Annotated in this window: 21 protein-coding genes and 2 tRNA genes; 9 read left to right on the forward strand and 14 right to left on the reverse strand. The window is 69.9% G+C overall.

All coding sequences use genetic code 11. The features are described from left to right. Nucleotides 1-9 precede the first annotated feature (9 nt). The 3 genes from MIAR_RS12615 to MIAR_RS12625 are packed head-to-tail and all read left to right on the forward strand — an operon-like array spanning nucleotide 10 to nucleotide 2166. Entirely contained in the window at nucleotides 10-531 is a 522-nt protein-coding gene (locus MIAR_RS12615) for a DUF3060 domain-containing protein (RefSeq protein ID WP_285636439.1), read from the forward strand. Then, nucleotides 497-1249: a response regulator transcription factor gene (locus MIAR_RS12620; protein WP_425561601.1), complete on the forward strand. Its 753-nt coding sequence runs from the start codon at nucleotides 497-499 to the stop codon at nucleotides 1247-1249. The genes MIAR_RS12615 and MIAR_RS12620 overlap by 35 nt, the downstream gene beginning before the upstream one ends. Continuing rightward, nucleotides 1246-2166, forward strand: a complete 921-nt coding sequence (locus tag MIAR_RS12625; RefSeq protein ID WP_285636445.1) for a sensor histidine kinase — start codon at nucleotides 1246-1248, stop codon at nucleotides 2164-2166. The genes MIAR_RS12620 and MIAR_RS12625 overlap by 4 nt, the downstream gene beginning before the upstream one ends. On the opposite strand, the gene MIAR_RS12630 is transcribed toward MIAR_RS12625, so the two are convergent. The 6 genes from MIAR_RS12630 to galU all read right to left on the reverse strand — a co-directional run bounded on the left by MIAR_RS12630 (nucleotide 2163) and on the right by galU (nucleotide 5908). Next, nucleotides 2163-2810, reverse strand: a complete 648-nt coding sequence (locus tag MIAR_RS12630; RefSeq protein WP_285636446.1) for an ankyrin repeat domain-containing protein — start codon at nucleotides 2808-2810, stop codon at nucleotides 2163-2165. The genes MIAR_RS12625 and MIAR_RS12630 overlap by 4 nt on opposite strands. Next, the gene (locus tag MIAR_RS12635) at nucleotides 2807-3265 is read right to left on the reverse strand and encodes a hypothetical protein (RefSeq protein WP_285636449.1); all 459 of its coding nucleotides are present in this window, start codon (nucleotides 3263-3265) and stop codon (nucleotides 2807-2809) included. The genes MIAR_RS12630 and MIAR_RS12635 overlap by 4 nt, the downstream gene beginning before the upstream one ends. Nucleotides 3266-3350: 85 nt before the next feature. Further along, nucleotides 3351-3423: transfer RNA gene (locus tag MIAR_RS12640), tRNA-Ala, on the reverse strand. A gap of 27 nt (nucleotides 3424-3450) precedes the next feature. Further along, nucleotides 3451-4320 (reverse strand): hypothetical protein, encoded by an 870-nt coding sequence (locus MIAR_RS12645; protein ID WP_285636452.1) that lies wholly within the window; start codon nucleotides 4318-4320, stop codon nucleotides 3451-3453. Between the two features lie 69 nt (nucleotides 4321-4389). Next, on the reverse strand, nucleotides 4390-4989 hold the full coding sequence (locus MIAR_RS12650) for a GNAT family N-acetyltransferase (RefSeq protein ID WP_285638511.1): 600 nt from the start codon (nucleotides 4987-4989) through the stop codon (nucleotides 4390-4392). A gap of 37 nt (nucleotides 4990-5026) precedes the next feature. Next, the gene (gene galU, locus MIAR_RS12655; protein WP_285636457.1) at nucleotides 5027-5908 is read right to left on the reverse strand and encodes a UTP--glucose-1-phosphate uridylyltransferase GalU; all 882 of its coding nucleotides are present in this window, start codon (nucleotides 5906-5908) and stop codon (nucleotides 5027-5029) included. Nucleotides 5909-5976: 68 nt separating this feature from the next. Between galU and MIAR_RS12660 the strand changes: the two genes are divergently transcribed. The 3 genes from MIAR_RS12660 to mscL are packed head-to-tail and all read left to right on the forward strand — an operon-like array spanning nucleotide 5977 to nucleotide 7292. Beyond that, a complete protein-coding gene (locus tag MIAR_RS12660) occupies nucleotides 5977-6573 on the forward strand; it encodes a 5-formyltetrahydrofolate cyclo-ligase (RefSeq protein WP_285636460.1) in 597 nt (198 codons plus the stop codon). A gap of 38 nt (nucleotides 6574-6611) precedes the next feature. Next, nucleotides 6612-6884, forward strand: coding sequence for an FmdB family zinc ribbon protein (locus MIAR_RS12665; protein ID WP_285636463.1), 273 nt, complete (start codon nucleotides 6612-6614; stop codon nucleotides 6882-6884). A gap of 27 nt (nucleotides 6885-6911) precedes the next feature. After that, the gene (gene mscL, locus MIAR_RS12670) at nucleotides 6912-7292 is read left to right on the forward strand and encodes a large conductance mechanosensitive channel protein MscL (protein ID WP_285636466.1); all 381 of its coding nucleotides are present in this window, start codon (nucleotides 6912-6914) and stop codon (nucleotides 7290-7292) included. 82 nt (nucleotides 7293-7374) lie between these two features. Here the strand turns inward: mscL and MIAR_RS12675 are convergent, their stop codons facing one another. Both MIAR_RS12675 and MIAR_RS12680 read right to left on the reverse strand, forming a co-directional pair. Continuing rightward, nucleotides 7375-7554: a hypothetical protein gene (locus MIAR_RS12675; RefSeq protein WP_285636469.1), complete on the reverse strand. Its 180-nt coding sequence runs from the start codon at nucleotides 7552-7554 to the stop codon at nucleotides 7375-7377. After that, nucleotides 7547-11203 carry an AAA family ATPase gene (locus tag MIAR_RS12680; protein ID WP_285638513.1) on the reverse strand — a complete coding sequence of 1219 codons (3657 nt, stop codon included), beginning with the start codon at nucleotides 11201-11203 and terminating at the stop codon, nucleotides 7547-7549. The genes MIAR_RS12675 and MIAR_RS12680 overlap by 8 nt, the downstream gene beginning before the upstream one ends. A 229-nt stretch (nucleotides 11204-11432) precedes the next feature. Between MIAR_RS12680 and MIAR_RS12685 the strand changes: the two genes are divergently transcribed. Next, nucleotides 11433-11960: a methylated-DNA--[protein]-cysteine S-methyltransferase gene (locus MIAR_RS12685; RefSeq protein ID WP_285636471.1), complete on the forward strand. Its 528-nt coding sequence runs from the start codon at nucleotides 11433-11435 to the stop codon at nucleotides 11958-11960. Nucleotides 11961-12044: 84 nt separating this feature from the next. Here the strand turns inward: MIAR_RS12685 and MIAR_RS12690 are convergent, their stop codons facing one another. Continuing rightward, entirely contained in the window at nucleotides 12045-13664 is a 1620-nt protein-coding gene (locus tag MIAR_RS12690) for a solute symporter family protein (RefSeq protein ID WP_285636473.1), read from the reverse strand. Continuing rightward, nucleotides 13661-14008 (reverse strand): DUF485 domain-containing protein, encoded by a 348-nt coding sequence (locus tag MIAR_RS12695; RefSeq protein WP_285636474.1) that lies wholly within the window; start codon nucleotides 14006-14008, stop codon nucleotides 13661-13663. Before MIAR_RS12695 ends, MIAR_RS12690 begins: the two co-directional genes overlap by 4 nt. A gap of 115 nt (nucleotides 14009-14123) precedes the next feature. Here MIAR_RS12695 and MIAR_RS12700 point away from each other — a divergent pair, with 115 nt between their 5' ends. Then, nucleotides 14124-14972, forward strand: a complete 849-nt coding sequence (locus MIAR_RS12700) for a LuxR C-terminal-related transcriptional regulator (protein WP_285636476.1) — start codon at nucleotides 14124-14126, stop codon at nucleotides 14970-14972. Between the two features lie 77 nt (nucleotides 14973-15049). Next, nucleotides 15050-15391, forward strand: coding sequence for a histone-like nucleoid-structuring protein Lsr2 (locus tag MIAR_RS12705; protein WP_285636478.1), 342 nt, complete (start codon nucleotides 15050-15052; stop codon nucleotides 15389-15391). Nucleotides 15392-15446: 55 nt separating this feature from the next. Here MIAR_RS12705 and MIAR_RS12710 read toward each other — a convergent pair. The 4 genes from MIAR_RS12710 to MIAR_RS12725 all read right to left on the reverse strand — a co-directional run bounded on the left by MIAR_RS12710 (nucleotide 15447) and on the right by MIAR_RS12725 (nucleotide 18159). Next, nucleotides 15447-15520, reverse strand: a tRNA-Arg gene (locus MIAR_RS12710). A gap of 41 nt (nucleotides 15521-15561) precedes the next feature. Then, a complete protein-coding gene (locus MIAR_RS12715; protein ID WP_285636480.1) occupies nucleotides 15562-16059 on the reverse strand; it encodes an HNH endonuclease in 498 nt (165 codons plus the stop codon). Nucleotides 16060-16367: 308 nt separating this feature from the next. Continuing rightward, nucleotides 16368-17204 carry a M23 family metallopeptidase gene (locus MIAR_RS12720; RefSeq protein ID WP_285636483.1) on the reverse strand — a complete coding sequence of 279 codons (837 nt, stop codon included), beginning with the start codon at nucleotides 17202-17204 and terminating at the stop codon, nucleotides 16368-16370. Nucleotides 17205-17457: 253 nt separating this feature from the next. Continuing rightward, nucleotides 17458-18159, reverse strand: a complete 702-nt coding sequence (locus MIAR_RS12725; protein ID WP_285636486.1) for an iron-dependent transcriptional repressor DtxR — start codon at nucleotides 18157-18159, stop codon at nucleotides 17458-17460. Nucleotides 18160-18190: the final 31 nt, after the last annotated feature.

Here is an 18190-nt window from a genome sequence, read left to right on the forward strand (position 1 = left end):
AAGCGCACCATGATCCGTCCCCTCCCCGCCCTCGCCGCGGCCGCCCTCCTCGTCGCCCTGCTGAGCGGATGCTCGGTCAGCGTGATCGACAAAACCGACGGCGGCAAGCCGGCCGCTGGTGCACAGGACAAGCCCGCGAACGAGGAGCCTGTGGAGTCCCCGGACGCGGCTCCCACGGACGAGGGTGAGCTCCCTCTGCCGAACGCCGCCACGGGCCTCGATCGCGACACGATCACCGCCGCCGCCACCACCGTGCGCCGCTGCGACAGCTCCGGTGAGCTCACGATCCTCGACGACGCCGTCGTCGCGCGCGTGGAGGGCACGTGCAAGCGCATCATCCTGAACTCGAAGGGCTCGATGCTCGTCACCGACGACGTCACGTCGATGGAGGTGATCGGCGACGCCAACCTCGTGCTCACCGGCTCGGTCGACCAGGTGCTCGTGAACGGCATGGGCAACACCGTGCACTGGTCGGGGGCCACGCCGACGGTGTCGGATGTCGGCTCGGGCAACACCCTCACGGCAGGATGATCCCGTGCCCTCGGAACGTCCGCTGCTTCTCCTCATCGATGACGACGAGGCGATCACCGGCGCGCTGGGCGCCTTCCTGGAGCGCAGCGGCTACCGCGTAGCCGTCGCTGCGGACGGGATGCAGGGGCTGACCGCTCTCGAGCGCGAGCGCCCTGCGCTGGTGGTGTGCGATGTCCTCATGCCGCACCTGGACGGGCGCGAGTTCGTCCGCCGCGTGCGCGCCGGGGACGCCGTGCTGCCGATCATCCTGCTCACGCAGGTGGGCGAGTCGTGGGAGCGCAGCGCCGCCCTCGACGAGGGCGCGGACGATTACCTGAACAAGCCCTTCGACCCGCAGGAGCTGCTCTCCCGTATCCGGGCCGTGCTGCGCCGCAGCGGGAGCAGCTCGCAGCCGCTGCGTTCGGCTCAGCGGCTGCGCGCCCAGGATCTGGTGCTGGATCGCACCGCGCGCCGCGTGTGGCGGGCGGATGCCGAGCTCGTGCTCACTCCCAAGGCGTTCACGCTGCTGGAGTACCTGATGATGCATCCGCAGGAGGTGCACACCCGCGAGCGGCTGCTGTCGACGCTGTGGGGCTTCGATTTCGCCACGTCGAGTCGCGCCGTGGATCACCGCATCGCCGAACTGCGTCGGGTGATCGGGGACAATGGCGCGGAGCGGCTGATCGAGACCTCGCAGAGCGTGGGCTATCTGTTCACGGCACAGGTGGTGCCGGGATGAGGGCGCGCACGACGGGCTGGCTCCTGGCGCCCGTTCCGCTGGTGATCGGCGGGCTGGTGGGGCTCGGCTTCGTCCTCGCCGGCGACGAGCGGATGCTGCAGATCAGCACTGCGCTGCCTGCCGTGGCCTTCGGCACGGGGGCCGTGGTGTCGTGCCTGGTGGCGCTCCCGCTCATCGTCATCACCGCGCGCGACGGCGCCCGGCGTCGCCGGGAGGCGGCGGTCGCGCAGGCCGTGGACGACGGCGTGCTGCGGGAACGGGAGCAGCACCGCCGCTTCCTGGCGCGCCTCGACCATGAGCTGAAGAACCCGGTGATGGCGATCCGCGCGCAGGCCGCGGCAGTCGAGCCGACCCCGGAATGGCGCACGGTCGACGCGCAGGCGGCCAAGCTCAGCACGCTGGTGCGCGATCTGCGCAAGCTCGCCGAACTGGAGAGCAGGCCGCTGGAGCTCGAGCGGATCGACCTGGAGGAGCTGGTCCGCGAGTCCGTGCAGGCGATCGGTCAGCAGCATGCGGACGCCGCCTCGCGCTTCCAGGTCGTCGCCACCACGGTCCCCTGGCCCGTGCCGAAGGTGCAGGGCGACCTCGATCTGCTCTCGCTCGCCCTGGACAACGTGCTCGGCAATGCCGCCAAGTACTCCGCCCGGGGTGCGATCGAGGTGCGCCTGCGGGAGCAGCAGGGCGCCGCCGTGATCGAGGTGGCCGACAACGGACGCGGCATCCCCGCCGAGGACCTCCCCCAGGTGTTCGACGAGCTCGCCCGCGCCGGCAACGCAAGGGACGTGCCCGGCTCCGGTATCGGCCTCACGCTGGTCGCGACCGTGCTGCGCCGGCACGGCGGCGACGTCGACGTGCGATCGGTGGCGGATGCGGGAACCCTGGTCACCCTGCGCATCCCGGCGGCGCCGGAGGTTTAGACGAACCCCTCTTCGACGAGCACGCAGCCGCTCTCGGTGATGACGTGCGCCTGGCCCGACCCGCCGGCCACTCTCGACCAGCTCTCCACGAACAGCCGACCCTGATGAGTCGACAGGCTGAAGCCGCCATACATCCCGGGATAGCCGAACCACAGGGTCTCCAGCCGATCCCGCACGATGACCTCGGTCTGCACGGGCCGGATCTGCACCGGGCCGAGCCGCTCCGTGCGCTCGGCGATCAGAGCTGCGAGATGGTGGTCCCAGGCGGCGAACCGGCGATGCTCCGGCTCGCCGGTTTCGGGCAGCGCCAGGATCCGCTGCAGATGATCGTGGCCCCGGCTCCGGGCGATGTCCGATGGGAGCTCCCCGTCGGCGGTCCTCAGCGACCGCCAGGCGCCGCGCCGCAGCAGCTGCTCCGCGACCTGCTCAGGTGCGCCGAGCCAGGCCGCCTGATGCAGAGGCGAGAACCAGGATCGCCCGGTGATGCGCGAGTGGTTGGCGGTGAGGCCGTGGGCTGCATCCAGGAGGGTGAAGACGGATGCCCAGTCCCCCGCCCTGGCGGCGTCGGCGAGCCGATCGACCTGCGCCACATGGTTCGGCTTCAGGGCGTCGACGTCGAGGACACCCGGCCACTCCACGCTCATGCCTCGTCTTCGGGGGCGCGCCTGATCGCCGACTGAGGCACCAGCCACGCGCCGAAACGCGAGACGTTCGCCATCGGCGTCCACAGGCCGATGCGCGGATGATCCAGCACGATGCCGCCGGCTCCCCTCTCCCCCAGCGCGAGCGCGTACTCGAGAGCCTGCGGGGTGAGCAGGCCGAACACCACGTCCTCGCCCTGACCGAGTGCGGAGGCGGCCGCCGCCGCCCTTTCGCGGCAGCTGTAGACGCAGACGACCGGCGCCATGCCCGGCGGCTGCACGGCGTAGGGAACGACCGCATCGTCCGTGCCCCGGTTGATGAAGAACCACACGCCGAGGCGCGTGGCCGCCTTCCAGACGGCGATCTCGCCGTCGATGCCCGCCCCGCCCGAGTCGGCGTGCAGACGATCCAGCTCCGCCACCAGAACAGGTGCGTTGTCCAGATTCTCCGTGTCCATACTCCCCCTCATCCCGCGGACATCATCGTTCCGATCGACCGGCAGTTATGACGAAAGCCCCCGGTGAACCGGGGGCTTTCTGCTGTGGACCTAAGGGGATTCGAACCCCTGACCTCCTCGATGCGAACGAGGCGCGCTACCAACTGCGCCATAGGCCCTGACAACTCATCTAGGCTATCACGCGCTCAGCCGGCTGCTCGACGCGCGAGCAGCTCGCGCACGTGAGCCTCGATCTCGCGGTCGTCGATGACGCCCATCCGCGCGTACGGCGACTCCGCGGCATCCGCCTTCGCGGCCGGGGCGACCAGAGGCGTCGGGACGGGCGGGGCGAGCTCCTCGGCACGACGACGCAGCTCGGCGCGGCGCGCCGCGCGGCGGCGCTCCTCCTGCGCGTCCTGTTGAGCGCGGGCCTGCTGCGCGCGGGAACCCGCGACGTCGACCATCGGCTGCGGCAGCGGACGGGGAGTCCAGGATGCCGGGCCCTGGTCGTGCAGCGGCGGCGAGACGCGCTCGGCCTGCGGCGCGGCGACCGGCGCTGCAGCGCGGTGGACCGCGTTCCGCGCGACCTGCGCCATGCGCACCAGTACCATCCCGCCGAGCACGGCGGCGACGGCTCCGGATGCCGCCAGCATCCAGCCCCCGGTGGAGAGGTAGTCCCAGACGCCGAAGCCGATCATGGCGGCGGCGATGACCAGTCCGGCAGTGGCGGTGAGGCGCAGCCGGCGACGGGCCCTGGCCTGACGGACGAGCGGATCGCGCCTGGTCTCCGCGAGCTCCTGACGAAGACGCTCCAGCTCGGCGTTCTCCTTCTCGGCCTGCACGCGCTTTGCGAGTCGCTGCTGCTGCATCACCGTGCGTGCGGTCAGCTCGAGGCGGACCTCCTCGGGGGTCTCACTGGTCTCGGCCAGGACCCGCAGCGCCTGGTTCAGGCGGACGGCGTTGCGCTCGGCGGCATAGTACTGATGCCGCCCCCGCCAGCTGGGCAGGAAGTACAGCGCCCACAGCAGGACGGCGACGACGACGATCACGCCCCCACTCAGCACCGGCCCATCCATAGAGACCACGGTAAGCGAGCGGATCCGAACCGCCGCGAAACAGACTTCGCGTGTCGCGGCGATTGCGCCTCAGATCTCCGACGGAGCGACCCCGAGACCCGGCGGGACGCGCCCCTGCACCCAGCGCGTCAGCACGCCCTCCGGCACGTCCTCCTTGACCAGCGCGAACGCGTGATGGTCGCGCCAGTCGCCGTCGATGTGGATGTACCGCCGGCGCAGCCCCTCGTACCGGAAGCCGAGCTTCTCCACCACACGCAGGCTCGCGCGGTTCTCCGGGCGGATGCAGATCTCCATCCGGTGCAGGCCGAACTGATCGAACGCCGCGTCCGTCGCCATCGCCACCGCGGTCGGGGTGATCCCCCGGCCGGCGAACCGCTCGCTGACCCAGTACCCGATGGTCGCCGATCCCAGCGAGCCGCGCGCCACGCCCCAGATGTTGAGCTGCCCGGCGATCTCTCCGTCGTACTCCATCACGAACGGGTACCCGGCGCCGTCGCGGTGCTGCTGCAGCAGCCGGCGGATGCTGACGCGCATGTCGAAGGACGCGACGCCCCCGGGAATCGTCGCCTCCCACGGCCGCAACCAGGAGCGGTTGGACAGCAGCTCGCGCTGCAGCGTGCGCGCATCCCTGCCGCGGATCAGTCTCAGCCCCACCGGGCCGTGCTGCATCGGGTCGAAGCCGTCGGTCGCCATGTCGGTGCGTCGGCTACAGACCGCCGGCGAAGTCCTTCAGCCAGGGACGCAGATCCGCCCCCAGGTCGTCGCGGTCGACGGCCAGCTGCACGATCGCCTTGATGTAGTCGACGCGATCGCCGGTGTCGTAACGACGGCCGCGGAACACCACGCCGACCACGCCGGGGCCGTCAGGGTCGGTGGCGAGTTCCTGCAGGGCGTCGGTCAGCTGGATCTCCCCGCCCTTGCCGGGCTGCGTGCGCTCCAGCACCTCGAAGACGGCCGGGGGCAGCACGTACCGGCCGATGACGGCGAGGTCGGACGGGGCGTCCCCGGCGCTCGGCTTCTCGACGAGCCCGGTCACTCTGACGGCGCCGTCCGCGTCGTCGCCGTCGGTCGCGGCGACGCCGTAGAGGTGGATGCTCTCGGCGGGAACCTGCATGAGCGCGATCACGGCGGCCCCGGTGCGCTCGTGCGCCGCGATCATCTCGGTGAGCAGCGGGTCGCGCTCGTCGATGAGGTCGTCGCCGAGCAGCACCGCGAAGGAGCTGTCGCCCACGTGGGTCCTGGCTCGCAGGACGGCATGCCCGAGGCCCTTCGGCTCGCCCTGCCGGACGAAGTGGATGTCGGCCAGGTCGCTCGACTTCATGACGCGCTCCAGACGGCCGTGGTCGCCCTTCTGCTGCAGCCTGACCTCCAGTTCGGGCACGGAGTCGAAGTGGTCGGAGATGGCGTTCTTGTTGCGCCCGATGATGACCAGGATGTCGTCGATCCCGGCGCTCACAGCTTCTTCCACGACGTACTGGATCGCGGGCTTGTCGACGACGGGGAGCATCTCCTTGGGCATCGCCTTCGTCGCAGGAAGGAACCGGGTTCCGAGCCCCGCGGCGGGGATGACCGCCTTCATCTTGCTCATCCGGTCAGCATACCGGCGGCATCCGCTCGCACGGCGGGCCCGCAGGCGGTCCGCCGTATGATCGGTGCATGCCCGGCGACGAGGAACAGCAGAAGCGAGCACTGCGTGCAGAGCTGCGCGAACGACGGCAGCTGCTGTCCGATTCGCAGCGCGAATCGGCCTCGGACGGCGTGGCCGCTCAGCTCCATGAGCTCATCCGCGCACACGGCGCCCGCTCGGTGTCGTGCTTCCTGTCCACGACCACGGAGCCCGGGACGCGCCGCTTCGTGCGCGAGGCCGTCACCGCCGGCATCCGCGTGCTGCTGCCGATCACCCGCGCGGACGGACTGCTGGACTGGGCGGTCGCGAACGACAGCGACGAGGTGTCCGAGGGGCTGTACGGCCTCCCGGAGCCGACCGGCGAAGTGCTCGGCCCGATCGCCGTGAACGACGTGGACCTGATGATCATCCCCGCCGCCGCGATCGACCGCACCGGCACCCGGCTGGGCTGGGGACGCGGCTACTTCGACAAGACGATCGGCTCCATGGAGAAGTGCCCGCCGGTGTACGCGGTCATCTATGATTCCGAAGTACTCGATTCGCTGCCGCGCGAGGTCCACGACCAGCCGGTCGATGGCATCGTCACCCCGACGCAGACCATCGCCCTGTCGCCCGCGCGCCACTGAGACGCCCCGTACCGAGCCCGAAGGAACCAGGAACTCCCATGCCCACCTACGCCTACGCCTGCACGGCCTGCGGCCACCGCTTCGACGCCGTGCAGAGCTTCTCGGAGGACTCCCTCACCGTCTGCCCCGAGTGCGGCGGCGCGCTGCGCAAGCAGTACGGCACCGTGGGTGTGACCTTCAACGGCTCGGGCTTCTATCGCACCGACTCGCGGGGAAATACTGGTGCGACGACGGGAAGTCCGGCATCATCCAAGGTGGATTCTTCGACCGGCTCCAATCCGGCGCCTGCGAAGACCCCGGCCTCGAGCTGAGGTCGACCACAACTCCAGGGGGAGTCCATGTTCCAGGGATTCAAGGAATTCATCGCCAAGGGCAATGTCATCGACCTTGCCGTCGCAGTCGTCATCGGCGCGGCCTTCTCGGCCATCATCGCCGCCCTCGTCGACAACCTCATCAACCCGCTCATCGGCCTGGTCTTCAACGCCCAGGATCTCAACCACGTCAAGCTCGGCGTGATCGGGATCGGCGCCATCATCGGTGCGGTCATCAACTTCCTGGCCGTCGCGCTGATCGTGTACTTCGTGTTCGTCCTGCCGATGAACAAGTACAAGGAGCACCAGGCCGCCAAGAACCCGGCCGTCGAGGAGGAGACCCTCCCCAGCGAGCAGGAGCTGCTCATCGAGATCCGCGACGCGCTGCGCAAGAATGCCGCCGGCTGACCTCGGCCATCACGACGGCGAGCGCCTCGTCCCCTCGGGGGCGGGGCGCTCTTCTGCATCCCGCCGTGCTCACCCGCCGCATTCAGTAGTGCGGGGGCACCTCGCGCAGCATCCGCTCGTCGTTGGGGCCGTGGTCGCCCTCGGTCCCGGCACGGCGCTCCTCGCGCACGTGCGGTTCGGCGGTCGTCCCCGCCACGGGGGTCAGCCGTGCGCGCCGCACGCCGGGGACGCGCTCGATGTGCTGACGCTCCTCGTCACTCATCGACGTCGAACGGCTGCGTGTCGTTGTCGGCGCGGACGGCGTCCTCCTCGATGCCGAGGACGGTGGCGATGCGCCGTGCGACCGTGGCGGGGTCGCTGTAGAGATCGAAGGCGTGCACGCGCACGTAGTGCCAGCCCAGGCGCCGCAGCACCTGCGGACGCAGCCGCAGGCTCTCCCGCAGCGACTCGTCGCGCGACTCCGGGTCGGACTCGATCACGACCGCCCGTCCGCCGTGCTGCGCGACCAGCGGCAGCAGGCCGCGGTAGTCGACGTCGACGGATGCCCCGAGCCGGCGCAGCTCGCGCGCCAGGGCCAGGGTGAGCGGATCGGCGAGGTCCTCGAGACGGGCGTCCCGGCCGCGGGCGGCGAGGCCGCCGAGGATCGACATCAGCGTGGACGCGCCGTGCTCCAGGCGTCCCTCGTCGAAGGCGGAGGGGCGGATGCAGGACACGATCACCATCGAGCGACGGGCGCGGGTCATGCCGACGGTGAGCAGCCGCTCGCCGTCCTCCTGCGACAGATCGCCGAAATCGCTGAGCACGCGGCCGTGCCTGGTCAGGCCGAACCCGAGGGAGAAGATCACCCGGTCGCGGCTCTCCGCCACGGACTCCTCGAGGGTCAGCACCGCGAAGGGCTCCTCGGTGTCGCGTCCGACGAACTCCGCCACGTCGGATCGCCCGGAGAAGGCGGATGCCACGGCGGCGCGCACGCGCTCGGCGTGACGCCGGCTGGCGGTGACGACCATGAGCGACTCGGACGGGCGGTTGATCGCGTGCTCCACCACCAGGGTCACGACGCGGGCGACCTCGGCATCCGGGCTCTCCACCGCGCCCGACTCCGGATCGGGGTTGCCGACGCCGCCCTCGACGTAGTCGACGGTGAGGCTCCCCCGGCCGAGATAGGAACCCGCCCACGGGAGGGACACGATCTCCCCGCCGTAGAAGGCGTCGTTGATGAGCTCGGCGAGGTCCTCTCCCCCGGCCCGGTAGCTGCGGGTCAGGGTGCACACCTCGAACAGCTCGGCGAGGCGCTCGAACACCGAGACGTCGTCGAACGGCACCTCGGGCTCCCACTCCGGATCCGGCACGGTCGCCACCGAGAACGGCGTGGGCCGCTGCGTGACCGGGTCGCCGAAGGCGACCACCTGACGGGCGCGCCGGATGGCGGGGGCGGCCTCTGTGAGGTTCACGGCAGCCGCGTCGACCAGCAGCACGGCGTCGAACTTCACGGAGTCGGGGATCTCGGGCACCTGGTATGGCGAGGCGATCCACACCGGCGCCAGCACGCGCACCAGGTCGGGTGCCGCCGTGACGATCTCGGCCGGGCTGGCCTCACCGTGCTTCAGCGCGCGCCGGAGGTTGGCGGCCTGCTCGGGCTCGTCGACGATCGCGATGCGCCACTGGCTGGCGAGGTTCCACGCCAGCAGCGGTCCCGCCATGGCGGTGTGCGCCTCGTCGACGAGACGGAAGTCGCGCTCCAGCCGGTCCACCACCGAGGTGTTCGCCCCGAGCAGCGAGCGGTCGTCCTGGAGCGCGCGCTCGAGCAGCGACTGCCACCATGCGAACTCCAGCTCGTCCGCCACCCGCTCCTCCGGCACGTGCCGCACCGACAGGTCGGACAGCAGCGGGCGCAGCCCGAGCCCGGTGAGCGCGTCCCTGATCTGGGTGCGCTCGACGAGGTTGTCGAACACGGCGCTGCGCGCCGCGAGACCGGAGAGCGTGCGCACGAGACGCGCGACGGGAAGTGCGGCGAGAGGTTCCTTGCGCCCCAGCGCGGCATCCAGCTCGGCGAGCTCCGCCGACACCCGCTGCCACGCGACGTGCACGTCGGAGAGCCCGAGCGGCACCTGCGGCGCGACACCGGCGTCGACGTAGCGCTGCCACTGGGAGCGCTGGTACTGGATGCGCAGCAGCGCCTCGTGCATCTCGAGCACCTGAGCGCCGGGGCGCACGTACTCACGAGCGAGGCGCTTGAGACGCCGGCGGTTGGCCGACGACATCCCGGGCGCGTCACGGCGCGACCCGTGCGCCTGGATGAGCTCGCCCAGCGGACGCTCGAAGACGGTGGGGCTGAAGCGGTCCAGGGAGTCGCGGATGCCCTTGAGCAGCTGCAGGTACTCGCCGAGCTCGTCGATCGTGCCGAACGGGCGCATGCTGGTCTGGGCGATCAGCTCGTAGCCGCGTTCGAGCAGAGCGGGCACGGCGGTGCCGTGCAGCCCGCCGGCCAGGGCGTGCGCCTTCTGCGCGGCCTCCGTGCTCTCGAAGCTCACGCCGTACCAGGGCGAGTCATCCGGCCCGAAGCGGAACTCGCCGAGCTTCGCCGCACGGGTCAGCGCCTTCGCGGCATCCGTCCGGTCGCCCGCCAGTCCCTCCAGCGTCTGCATCGACAGCCGCGCACCGGTCGACGGCGGCACCGGCAGCGAGGCCATCCGGGTCAGCTGGCGGGTGGCGTCCAGCACGGATGCCCCGGTGCGACCGACCTCGCCCGTCAGAGCGCGGCGGTAGTCCCGCAGCACGGCGCGGAGCCGGACCAGGGCCTCGTCGACCTCGGTCGCCTTGGGCTGCGTCGCCTTCTCGCTGCGGGCGATCGATCGGATGAGATCGCGCCGCACGGCCGCCGGGGAGACGGCCAGACCCTCGAGCCCGATGCCCGCCAGGCGATGGCGGACGCCGTCGAGCGTGGAGCGCCGGGTCGAGACCACGAGCACCCGCTTGCCGGCGCGCACGAACGCGCCGAGGGCGTTGATCACCGTCTGCGTGCCGCCCGTGCCCGGCAGGGTGGAGACGACCAGCGAATGCCCGGCCGCGATCCGCGCGAGCACCTCCTCCTGCTCGGCATCCGCATCCAGCAGCAGCGTCTCGGCGGCCGGGGCCCGATCGTCGGGACCGTGCACGACCGGAGCCTCCCGGCGTGCAGACACCTGCTCCCGATCGCCGGCGTGCCCGCCCAGCGCGTTGAGCACGGGGTGGTCGAGCTCCACCATGTCGCGCACCATGGCGCCCGAGACGTCGGCGAACGTGGAGACCACCAGCCGCGGATGCACCGCGAACGTGTCGATGGAGTGCGTGAGGGCGCGCAGCTGGTCGATCACCGGCTGCGGCTTGAAGATGCCGCCGTCGTAGGCGAGTGATGCCAGGCCCGGGCCGTCGAGCGTGAGGCCGAAGTGGTCGCGGGCGACACGGATGAGCTCCGGGTTCACCTCGAAGCCGCCCTGCAGCTTGAGCTCGAAGTCGGCGTGGTGACGACGGATCGCCAGCGGGCGCAGCAGCACGGGCGCGGAGAATGCCGCACCGCCGATCCGCCAGCGCGCGATGCCCACCGCCAATCGCACGGCGTCGATGCCGCGGACCGTGCGCAGCTCGGTGTTGCGCGCGGTGATCCGCTCGGCCGCCATCCGCGCCGTGCGCAGGCCCACCTCGTCGCGGAACAGGTTGGACAGGAGTGTGGAGCGCCCGGTGATGAACTGGGGAAGGCTGCCGGGGTGCGCCTTGGAGATGTCGATCCCGGCCTCTGGTGTGTCGCCGAAGGTGACCAGCGGCGAGGCGCCGCCGAGATCGGCGGCCTCGGCGCGCAGCGTGGTGCGTCGTGCCTCCGCGGCGTGGGCGATGTCGATGCCCGTCGATGAGTCGCTGAGCTCCCCGAGGTTCATCGCGGCATCCTCTCCCGCGTCCTCGGCGCCCTTCGCCTCTCGTCGCCACACATCTGAAAGCCTAAGCGCGACGCGCCCGGGGGCCGGTATCCCGGGCCGATTCGCGCGGATTGGCACCGATGGACTCGTATGAACATCCTCCCTGCACAGGGGAGATTTCCGTAAGGGTTGTCCACGGATGCCGGGATCCACGCCGTCCGCTGTCCTGCGGCGCAGGAAGATGGGTGGCATGACCTTTCGACACGACTTCGTCCCGACGCCGTTCGGCGACGCCCTGGCGGTCTTCTCGGACGACGGCATCGTCAGCTTCGACCTCTCGGAGTCGGCCGACCCGAGCGTGCCGTGGCTGCTCGAGGGGATCAGCCGACGACTGGGTGAGGTTCCCGACGAGGCGCCGGGCGCCGGAGACGAGCTCGCTCACCTGCTCGATGACTACTTCGAGGGGGCGCCGATCCGCTTCGACGAGCACGTCCGCTTCGACTGGCGTCTGATCGACGGCTTCGCGCGTGCCGCGCTGCAGGCGGTGTGCGACATCCCCTGGGGCGAGACGATGAGCTACGGCGAGGTCGCCGTCGTCGCGGGCAGCCCGGGCGCGGCCCGTGCGGTCGGCACCGCCTGCCGGCTGACCCCCTTCTCGGTGATCGTCCCCGTGCATCGCGTGATCCGCTCCGACGGCTCCCCCGGCCACTACGGCGCGCACCCGGAGCGGAAGCGCTTCCTGCTCGACCTCGAACGCGAAGCCGCGTCGACGTCGTGAACGAAGCGGAGCCCGGCGTGTAGGCCGCCGGGCTCCGCTCCCTGGAGACGCTCGGGTCGCACTGGGGAACGACCCGAGTGGTCACTAGTGCTCGACCGCCTTCTCGGCGCCGAAGCCGGTGAGCGAGCGCACCTCCATCTCGGCGGCAAGGGCGCGCGACTCCGCGGTCCTCGCCGTCACCGTGCCGATCCAGCCGAGCAGGAAACCCGCCGGGATCGAGACGATGCCGGGGTTCTCCAGCGGGAAGATCGCGATGTCGATGCCCGGGATCATCGCGGTCGGGCTTCCGGAGAAGACCGGCGAGATCACGATGAGCGCGACCGCCACGATCAGGCCCCCGTACATGCTCCACACCGCACCGCGCGTGTTGAACCGCTTCCAGAACAGCGAGTAGAGGATCGTCGGCAGGTTCGCCGACGCCGCGATGGCGAAGGCGAGCGCCACGAGGAACGCGATGTTCTGGCCCTGTGCTCCGATGCCGCCGACGATCGCCAGGATGCCGATCACGATGACCGTGCGGCGCGCGACCTTGACCTCGCCGGCGGCGTCGGACTCGCCCGTGCCGTCCTTGCCGCGCTTGATCACGTTGGAGTAGATGTCGTGCGCGAACGATGCCGCCGCCGTGATGGTCAGACCTGCGACCACCGCGAGGATCGTCGCGAACGCGACCGCCGAGATGAAGCCCATCAGCAGCGGACCGCCGAGAGCCTGTGCGAGCAGCGGAGCGGCGGAGTTCACGCCACCGGGAGCCTTGGCGATGGCGTCAGGTCCCACCAGCGCGCCGGCACCGTAGCCGAGCACCAGGCTCAGCAGGTAGAAGCCGCCGATGAGCCAGATCGCCCACACCACGGACTTGCGCGCCTCCTTGGCCGTCGGCACCGTGTAGAACCGCATCAGCACATGCGGCAGACCCGCGGTGCCGAGCACGAGCGCCATGCCGAGGGAGAGGAAGTCCAGGGGGTTCGCGCCGTACTTCAGGCCCGGGCCGAGGATCTTGTCGCCCTGCGGAGCGTTGGCCACCGCATCCTGGAGCAGGTTGTTCAGGCTGAACCCGTGCAGCGCGAGCACCCACACCGTCATGGCGAGGGCACCGGCGATCAGCAGGCCCGCCTTCACGATCTGCACCCAGGTGGTTCCCTTCATCCCGCCGATGAGCACGTAGATGATCATCAGCACGCCGACGATCGCGATCACGATCGACTGGCCGACCTTGCTGTCGATGCCGAGCAGCAGCGACACCAGCCCACCGGCACCCGACATCTGCGCGAGCAGGTAGAAGAAGCAGACCGCGAGGGTCGTGATCGCGGCCGCCATGCGCACCGGCCGCTGCTTGAGACGGAACGAGAGCACGTCCGCCATCGTGAACTTGCCCGTGTTCCGCATCATCTCGGCGACCAGCAGCAGCGCGACCAGCCACGCCACCAGGAATCCGATGGAGTAGAGGAAGCCGTCGTAGCCGTTGACCGCGATGGCACCGCAGATGCCGAGGAAGGATGCTGCCGAGAGATAGTCGCCGGCGATCGCGAAGCCGTTCTGCGTTCCGCTGAACGAGCGTCCGGCTGCGTAGTAGTCGGCGGCCGTCTTGTTGTTGCGGCTCGCGCGGATCACGATGAACAGCGTCACCGCGACGAACGCCGCGAAGATGGCGATGTTCAGGACGGGGTCGTTCTTCACGGCTTCCGCGGCCATGGGTGTCACGTTCATGCGCCGGCCTCCGCCTTCTCGAGTTCTTCGCGGATCTCTTTCGCCACGGGGTCGAGCTTGCGGTTGGCGAATGAGACGTACCACATGGTGATCACGAACGTGGTCACGAATTGGCCCAGTCCGAAGAGCAGGCCGACGGTGATGTCACCCCAGACCCGCTGGCTCATGAAATCCACGGCGAACGCGGCGAGCAGCACATATGCGAAATACCAGAGCAGGAAGAACACCGCGAGAGGGAAGATGAATGACCGCTGCATCCTTCTCAACCCTTGGAACCGCTGCGATTCCTCGACCGCGATGTAATCGATGCCTACGCCTGATTCTTCGTCGATCCGACCTGTCATGAGGCCTCCTTGCCACATGTCCGATGCCACGTGACGGCGTCACGCGGGTGGTATCGTCGACGCTACGAAAGGGGAGGACGCAGCGGTCACCCCCGAAAGTTGGTATTTGCTGAGAATGAGCGTGCAGACCGGATCCGCAGAGGAGCTCGTCGCCGACGGCGTACGCGAGCTCGCTCGGCGCACGCGCTTCCCGGTCGCATTCGGCGGACTCATCGAGGACGGCGAGGTCGCGGTCACGACCATCGTCGGCAATCGCACGCGCCACCTGGACGGGCTGCAGGTGCGCCCGGAGCGCGGACTCGGCGGGCGCGCGATGATCGAGCTCCGCCCCCGCATGACGAACAACTACCGCGCCTCGCAGCAGATCACGCACGACTACGACGTGTTCGTGCTGGGCGAGGGGCTGCGCACGCTGCTCGCCCTTCCCATCATCGTCGAGGGCCGTCCGCGCGGAGTGCTCTACGCCGGCGCATGGGAGGAGTCCGAGGTCGGAGGCGTGACGACGGCGCCGGCCATGAGCGTCGCTCAGCGCATCGCCACGGAGCTGCGCATCCGCGACGAGGTCGACCGGCGGCTGCGCGAGTCCGCTCCCGCGCCCGCTCTGGCCACGCCGCAGCGCGAGGAGCTCCGGGAGAGCTTCGCGGAGCTCCGCAGCATCGCGGCCGGAATCACCGACGAGGCCCTGCGCGACCGCATCGCCGCCGTCGAACGCCGCCTGATGGGATTCGTCGAGCCCGAGCAGTCCGCCACCACAGGGACCATTCCCACGGTGCATCTCTCCCCGCGCGAATTGGACGTGCTGGCGTGCGCCGCCGTGGGCTCCACGAATTCCGAGATCGCCGCCCAGCTCGGACTGCGCGAAGGCACCGTCAAGGCGTACCTGGGAACGGCGATGTCGAAGCTGGACGCCTCCACTCGCCATTCCGCGGTGGCGCGCGCCCGCCGCGCCGGTCTTCTTCCCTGACATTTCCGAAATGAATTCGCTGCGATTTACCGCGCGCATTCTTGCCAGGGCGGAATATCGCACATATTGTTCTTCCCATGGCTCGAAGAATTGTGCATCAGCTCGTTGACGATATCGATGGCACGCTGCTGGAGGTCGGGGAGGGCGAGACCGTCCATTTCTCCCTGAACGGCGTGGCGTACGAGATCGACCTGACGAATTCCCACGCGGAGGAGCTGCGTGCGGCTCTCGACCCGTACATCAAGGCCGGGCGTCGCGCCTCGGCCGGAACCGCCCGCGCCGCCGCTCCCCGCCGCCGGGCATCGCGAGACTCCGAGGTCGGTGAGATCCGCGAGTGGGCGAAGGCCCAGGGCCTGAAGGTCTCCGAACGGGGCCGCATCGCCGCGGACGTCATGGACGCATACCGCGCGGCGCACTGACATCCGGAATGCAGCGAAGGCCGATGCTCCTCGGGGCATCGGCCTTCGTCATGCGTGCCCTCGACAGGATTCGAACCTGCGACCTGCCCTTTAGGAGAGGGCCGCTCTATCCGACTGAGCTACGAGGGCGCCCGGCAAGTCTAGCCGAGCGAACGCCGGCCGCCTGAAACCTACGCCGCGAGCGCGAGGTACGGCTCCCAGCGCGGGTCACCGCGCTCACCGCCGCGCACCGTCCACGCCGTGCCGTGCGGCGGTCGCGGCGTCATCCGCAGTTCCCAGCCCATCTCCTGCGGGGTGCGGTCGCTCTTGATGTTGTTGCACTTCAGGCAGCAGGCGACGAGGTTCTCCCAGCTGTCCGCCCCTCCCCGCGAGCGCGGAAGGATGTGGTCGATCGTCGACGCACTCCGTCCGCAGTAGCCGCAGCGGTGGTCGTCCCGGCGGAGCACGCCCCGCCGGGTTACAGGAACGCGCCTCGATGACGGCACGCGCACATAGCGGGTGAGCAGGATCACGACCGGCCGGTCGTATGCGTTGCGTCCCGCCCAGACGGGATCGCCCTCCACGTGCTCGATCACGCTGGCTTTGTCGTTCATCACGAGCACCATGGCTCTCTTGAACGAGACCACGGTGAGGGGCTCGTATCCGGCGTTCAGGACCAGTGTGCGCATCGTCGTCATCCTCTCGATCCGGCCGGGATGGCTTCCCGGCGCTCTCGACTCACACGACGCCGCGCGGACAGCAGGCGGTCGCAGGGACGAAAAAAGGCGCTGCCTTACAGACAGCGCCTTCCACGCTCGACGGTGTCGAGCCGTCCCTGCGGACGATGCCGAAGAACCAGACGACCGAGCGCATCCATGGTTCGGATGCTCGGTAACTGCTCCATCGGCTTCTCCCGTCCGTACGACGACGGGTACAGGCTAGCCCATCCGTCTGAACAGCGCGGGAACGGCGCTCAGACGGACGACGACGTGTCGGGTCAGCCCGCGTTCGCGCGCAACCAGGAGATCGGCTCGACGAGGGAGCCGTTCACGTGCACCTCGAAGTGCAGGTGGGCGCCGTAGGAGCGACCCGTGTTCCCGACCTTGCCGATGAACTGTCCGGGCTGGACGGTCTGGCCGGCCGAGACGGCGCGCGTGCCGTTCGTCATGTGGCCGTAGAGCGTGGAGACGCGCTGACCGCCGACCACCGAGTCGATGACGATGGCGACGCCGTAGCCGAAGTAGCTCTCGGACGAGACGCGCACCACACCGCCCGCGGCGGCGAAGATCGGGGTGCCGGCCGGCGCCACCATGTCGGCGCCGTTGTGGCCGCTGCCGACCGTGCGGCTGACGTAGTACGAGCCCTGCGGGAGCGGGTAGCGCACCTCACCGGAGCCGGCCGCGACCAGTCGCAGGTCGGCGTCGCTCAGTCGGCCGCCGGCGCCCGCGGTGCGCGCGGCGGCAGCAGCGGCGGCGCGCTTCTTGGCGGCCTCCTCGGCCTTCTTCTTCGCGATCTCGTCGGGCGTGGTCGCGGCGTAGGTGCCGCGGTCGAGCGGAGCCGTGGTGGCCTCGGATGCCACGACGAGCGACTGCGCGTCGTCGGCGGCCATCTGCTGAAGGGTCGCGGCACCGGACTTGGCGGACGCGCCGCCGGTCGCTGCGTAGGCGGGAAGTGCGACGGCGGCGACGAGAGCACCGACTGCCGCGAAGATCGCGACAGTGCGCATGGGCTTCACGCTGGAGCGGGTGCCTGTGCGGCTGGCGGCGCGTCCTCGCACCTTCCTGCTCTTCTTCGGGTCTTCAGCTGCGTCGGTCGTGGCGATGTCTTCGGCCAAAAGGGATTCCTCCTGCGCCTCCGCGCTCATTCGGGCTAGCGCAGGCTCGTCAGCAATGTCGATTCTCGGGCACGTATGTCACACGGCACGTTGTGCGAACTGCTCACGGGGACGACGAGCCAGGGAGGCGATCCCCGTGATCGTCACCGACGGGCTTCTTCGTCGGCGACCCCAACGACGTTACCGGAAGATAACGATTCTGTCACCCTCCGAACCTGGCAATCTTCCTGGCGGAGGGAGAAAGATCATCTGATCAGGAGTTACCGCCGACCAGGAAGATGTGAGACGCCAGCTCGACCGGCAGCTCCAGACCCTCTTCGCGGCCTTCCATGCGGATGAGGACGTAGCCCTCGTTGTACCGGTAGTCCCCTCGAGCGCCGGGGACGACACCGGCGTCGCGTAGCTGCTCGAGCAGCTCGGGATCCACCTGAGCGGGCTCGGCGAGGCGCCGGACGGTGCCCTCGATCGGCTCACCAGCGGCGTCCAGCTTCTTGACCAGTCCGATCACGCCGTCGTCGAAGGAGCGCGTCGGGACGTCGCCGAGCTGGTCGAGGCCGGGGATCGGGTTGCCGTATGGCGACTCCGTCGGATGACCGAGCAGTTCCACGAGCCGGCGCTCGACCTGCTCGCTCATGACGTGCTCCCACCGGCAGGCCTCTTCGTGGACGAACGCCCAGTCCAGCCCGATGACATCGGAGAGCAGCCGCTCGGCGAGGCGGTGCTTGCGCATGACGTCGACGGCCTTGCGGCGGCCGGCATCCGTGAGCTCGAGCCGGCGGTCCTCGGAGACGACGACGAGGCCATCGCGCTCCATACGCCCCACGGTCTGCGACACAGTCGGACCAGAGTGCCCGAGGCGCTCGGAGATGCGCGCGCGCAGGGGCACGATGTTCTCCTCCTCGAGCTCGAGGATGGTGCGGAGATACATCTCGGTCGTGTCGATCAGATCGGTCATGCGGGCCCTCCGGAGGTTCTTAGGCAAGCCT

This window comes from Microbacterium arabinogalactanolyticum (assembly GCF_030268005.1).
Lineage (GTDB): Bacteria > Actinomycetota > Actinomycetes > Actinomycetales > Microbacteriaceae > Microbacterium > Microbacterium arabinogalactanolyticum.

Excerpts from the sequence above, each read along its gene's own strand:
- MIAR_RS12615 (WP_285636439.1), top strand. The coding sequence starts at position 10 with ATGATCCGTCCCCTCCCCGCCCTCGCCGCGGCCGCCCTCCTCGTCGCC.
- MIAR_RS12620 (WP_425561601.1), top strand. The coding sequence starts at position 497 with ATGTCGGCTCGGGCAACACCCTCACGGCAGGATGATCCCGTGCCCTCG.
- MIAR_RS12625 (WP_285636445.1), top strand. The coding sequence starts at position 1,246 with ATGAGGGCGCGCACGACGGGCTGGCTCCTGGCGCCCGTTCCGCTGGTG.
- MIAR_RS12630 (WP_285636446.1), bottom strand. The coding sequence starts at position 2,810 with ATGAGCGTGGAGTGGCCGGGTGTCCTCGACGTCGACGCCCTGAAGCCG.
- MIAR_RS12635 (WP_285636449.1), bottom strand. The coding sequence starts at position 3,265 with ATGGACACGGAGAATCTGGACAACGCACCTGTTCTGGTGGCGGAGCTG.
- MIAR_RS12645 (WP_285636452.1), bottom strand. The coding sequence starts at position 4,320 with ATGGATGGGCCGGTGCTGAGTGGGGGCGTGATCGTCGTCGTCGCCGTC.
- MIAR_RS12650 (WP_285638511.1), bottom strand. The coding sequence starts at position 4,989 with ATGCAGCACGGCCCGGTGGGGCTGAGACTGATCCGCGGCAGGGATGCG.
- galU (WP_285636457.1), bottom strand. The coding sequence starts at position 5,908 with ATGAGCAAGATGAAGGCGGTCATCCCCGCCGCGGGGCTCGGAACCCGG.
- MIAR_RS12660 (WP_285636460.1), top strand. The coding sequence starts at position 5,977 with ATGCCCGGCGACGAGGAACAGCAGAAGCGAGCACTGCGTGCAGAGCTG.
- MIAR_RS12665 (WP_285636463.1), top strand. The coding sequence starts at position 6,612 with ATGCCCACCTACGCCTACGCCTGCACGGCCTGCGGCCACCGCTTCGAC.
- mscL (WP_285636466.1), top strand. The coding sequence starts at position 6,912 with ATGTTCCAGGGATTCAAGGAATTCATCGCCAAGGGCAATGTCATCGAC.
- MIAR_RS12675 (WP_285636469.1), bottom strand. The coding sequence starts at position 7,554 with ATGAGTGACGAGGAGCGTCAGCACATCGAGCGCGTCCCCGGCGTGCGG.
- MIAR_RS12680 (WP_285638513.1), bottom strand. The coding sequence starts at position 11,203 with ATGAACCTCGGGGAGCTCAGCGACTCATCGACGGGCATCGACATCGCC.
- MIAR_RS12685 (WP_285636471.1), top strand. The coding sequence starts at position 11,433 with ATGACCTTTCGACACGACTTCGTCCCGACGCCGTTCGGCGACGCCCTG.
- MIAR_RS12690 (WP_285636473.1), bottom strand. The coding sequence starts at position 13,664 with ATGAACGTGACACCCATGGCCGCGGAAGCCGTGAAGAACGACCCCGTC.
- MIAR_RS12695 (WP_285636474.1), bottom strand. The coding sequence starts at position 14,008 with ATGACAGGTCGGATCGACGAAGAATCAGGCGTAGGCATCGATTACATC.
- MIAR_RS12700 (WP_285636476.1), top strand. The coding sequence starts at position 14,124 with ATGAGCGTGCAGACCGGATCCGCAGAGGAGCTCGTCGCCGACGGCGTA.
- MIAR_RS12705 (WP_285636478.1), top strand. The coding sequence starts at position 15,050 with ATGGCTCGAAGAATTGTGCATCAGCTCGTTGACGATATCGATGGCACG.
- MIAR_RS12715 (WP_285636480.1), bottom strand. The coding sequence starts at position 16,059 with ATGCGCACACTGGTCCTGAACGCCGGATACGAGCCCCTCACCGTGGTC.
- MIAR_RS12725 (WP_285636486.1), bottom strand. The coding sequence starts at position 18,159 with ATGACCGATCTGATCGACACGACCGAGATGTATCTCCGCACCATCCTC.